This window comes from Mycobacterium sp. (genome assembly GCF_050701675.1).
Lineage (GTDB): Bacteria > Actinomycetota > Actinomycetes > Mycobacteriales > Mycobacteriaceae > Mycobacterium.
This window is the reverse complement of the sequence record NZ_JBOGDD010000106.1, coordinates 1-3,290: the sequence shown is the minus strand read 5'-3', so window position 1 is coordinate 3,290 and position 3,290 is coordinate 1. Positions and strand designations below refer to the sequence as shown.

General features: G+C 69.3%; 1 protein-coding gene. It reads right to left on the bottom strand.

What is annotated here, in order from left to right; all coding sequences use genetic code 11:
* Window positions 1–154: 154 nt before the first annotated feature.
* Window positions 155–3,290: arabinosyltransferase domain-containing protein (locus tag ACRDUX_RS03305; RefSeq protein ID WP_526410992.1), on the bottom strand; the 3,136-nt coding region annotated here is incomplete at its 5' end.

The window sequence follows — 3,290 nt, the reverse complement described above, 5'->3', positions numbered from 1 at the left end:
GCAGCGGGGTGAGCAGGCAGAGTAGGAGTCCGACGAGGCCCGCGGCGATCGCGATGAGTCGAACTGTCCTGGCGGGCACGAGGCTCGATGCTATGCGAAGACCTCGTGGGCGTTGCGTCGCCATGCGGCGACCCCGAGATTTCAGGTGCTGACCTCAGCTGAGTCGCAGCGGACCCGGCGACCAGAGCCCACTGCGCGTCGCGGTGCCGAGGTCCAGGCGCGCCGGCTGGGCGCCGGGATACCAGGGCGTCAGCTTCTGCAGCGCACCCCAGTCACGGAACCACTCGTCCTTCAGATACGTCGGCACCGGCTCGGCGCGCACCAAGAGCTCGGTGATGCCGAGCGGGCCGCCGCCGAGATAGTCCATGACGGGGGAGTTGGCCTCGGCGCCGAAGCGGTCGGGCAGGATGCGCCACTTGGGGACCTCGGTGACGCCGTTCTGGTGCCCGAAGGGGCGCTGGCAGGGGAACGCGAGACCGACCAGCCAGTCAAGCAACACCGGATCTTCTGAGCCGACGACGTCCTGCAAGGTCTTCAGCTCCGGGATCCGTGGCGGCGTGACCGCGATCCAGTGCTGGGGCGCCAGGTCCTGGTCGGACGCGATGAGGCGCACCTGCGTTGCCTCGGCCGGGATCGCGCTCAGTGGGACGCGCAGATTGCGCCACGCGGGCACGGCCCCGACGTCGCCGAAGCCGACGCTGCCGCCGGGCTGTCCCTTGGCGGCCTGCTCGTCGGTGGCCCACTGGACGAGGACCTCGCCCGCGTCGAACCGTCCGGCGGCGGCGACCACCAGAAGCGGACCCGCCTGGTCGCGGGCGGGCAGTCGGTACCAGCCCGACCGCAGGTGAGCGGGCTGCTGGGTGCCCGGCCGCCAGCTGCCCATGACGGGCGTGGTGGCTGGGTTGAGGTTGTACGGGAGCCGCGCGCGTGACCCGTTGACGCCTGCGGCGGCCGTCGTGCCACCCTCGGTGCCCGGTTCGCTGCCGGACACGACCGAGCCGTCGGTGTCGGCGAAGTTGCCGCTGCCCTGTGGCTCCGAGACGGGGTCGGCCGACACGTCGGTGGGAACCCCGTTGGGGTTGAAGCCCTGTGCGGTCGCAGCGCCGAGCGCAGTGCCCACCGGAGTGTCAACCGGCGTCAACATGCCCGCGTTCGGGTCCTGTTCGACCATGACGTCGGTGGCCAGACCGCACGTCTTGCCTGCCACCGCCTCGAGGTTGGACCGCCCGACCGTCCACCCCGGGTACTGCCCCACCGTCGCGATGGTCAGCGATGCCACCTCGAAGACGACCAGCGCCCACACGGCGATCGTCAAGGGCACCTGCGGGATTCGTGACCACCGTCCGGGATCGCGCTTCGGCGGCGTCGTATCCCGGCCGGAGAAGTGGAACCACGCCGCCAGCAGCAGGGTGAGCACGGAGAAGCCGAGCAGGATCGTGGTGAAGCCGAACTTGTACGCCGGGAACGCATTCGCCCACGGCACGCCGAAATTCGAGACGTACCACCACCCGTTGACGCTGGCGAACGACAGCGCAGTGACGAACAGCACCGCGGCGGCGAATATCGTGCGATTGCGGCGCGACTTCATGGCCACGGCCGTCACCGCAACGGCGGCCAGTGCCCCGAGTGGTCCGGCGAGCCCGGCGAAGACGCCGAAGTGGTGCGTCCACTTCGTCGGAGTGAACATCATCATGAGGAAGGCGATGATCGTGATGCCGATGATGCGGCGGCTCGGCCCCGCCGCCGTTCCGGGAATTCGTCCCTTGCGCAACGACATCGCCACCGAGACGGCGAGTGCCAACAGCAGCGCGAGGACCGCGAACCGCCTCGCGATCGAGCCGTCGGGCGTAGCCAGGAACAGCCGCTCGTAGCGGATGTGCTCCTCGAACCAGGCCAGGCTGGGGCCGACCGCAGACTTGAAGGCGTTGGCCTGCACCTCGGCGACCATGGTCTGGTCGCGGAAGATCAGGATGATGGTGACGGTGCACGCCGCCAGGATCGGCGCCAGCAGCGCCAGATAACCGAAGCGTGAAGTATGAGCTGCGACAATGGTTTTCAGCGGACCGATGGCGACAAGCAGGGCGCCGACGGCGGCGATGCCGGTGGGTCCCGAGAACAGCGTCAACGCGCCGATGATGATCGCGATCGCCACCGGAAGTAGTCGGCTGGTGGCGACGCCGCGCTCGACCGAGCACCAGGTGAGCAGGATCCCCAGCGCGATGATCGGTTCCGGGCGGAGCCCATTGTTCAGCGGCAGCCAGAACGCCAGGAACATGCCCGCCGCCGTCCACGCGGCGGCCCTGTGGACCTTCACCGCATGTCCGAGCCGCGGGATGACCTCGCGGCTGATCACCCACCAGCACGCCAGCGCCATCACCAGCGTGGGTAGTCGCATCCACACGCTCGCCGTGCTGACGTGCGCCCACAGCGCCAGAAGGTCGTAATACCAGCCGAACGGCGACTCCGGCGTGCCGAACCACCGGTAGTAGTTGGCCATGTAGCCGGCCTTCTCGGACACCCTGGCCATCGTGAGGATGTAGCCGTCGTCGGAGGTGTTGGCGCCGACGAAGTGCCACCAGACCAGCGCCGCGGTCACCAATCCGTCCAGCGGTGTCATCGACCACCAACGCGGAGGCAGGAAGCGCCGGTGCCGCACGCCGTCGGCGCTGTCGAGCACGTGCAGGGCGCCGAGCGCGAGGATGGTCATCGCGACGCCGACGATCATTGCCAGCATCTTCAAGAGCGTCGGCGAGGTGCTGTAGCGGGAGTCGATCGTGGCAGAGAACTGCAGGCCCGGCGGGGCGGGGCCGGACAAGTCGGTGAAGACGCCGACGATCTGCGGCCGGAAGTCGTAGCCGGTGCGCTCGCCCTTCAGCGGATCACCCGGCTTGGCCGGGCTCTCGGCGTCGGGGCCCGCGCTGAGGCCGACGAACTCGCCGGTGACCTTGTCGGCGTGGGCGGTGAAGGTCAGCTGCTGACAGGCGGGGCTGAGCACCTGGGTCAACGGTGCGGTGACGACGGGGGTGTTGCGCACGATGACCAGCAGGTCACCACCGACGCGTTCGATGAGCAGCCCGCGGTCGACGGCCTTGGGGGCCTGCTTGGGCACGGTGGAGAGCAGCACGGTCCGTGCGGCGTTCTCGGGGCCGACCAGCCCAGCGGCGGCGCGGCACGGGATCGACACGTTGAGATCGGTCGCCACATACCCGATGAGCGGGGCGTCGAGCGCATGCAGTCCGCGCATCCCGATGTGCCGATCTACCTCGCGGCGATTGACCGCGGCCTCAACG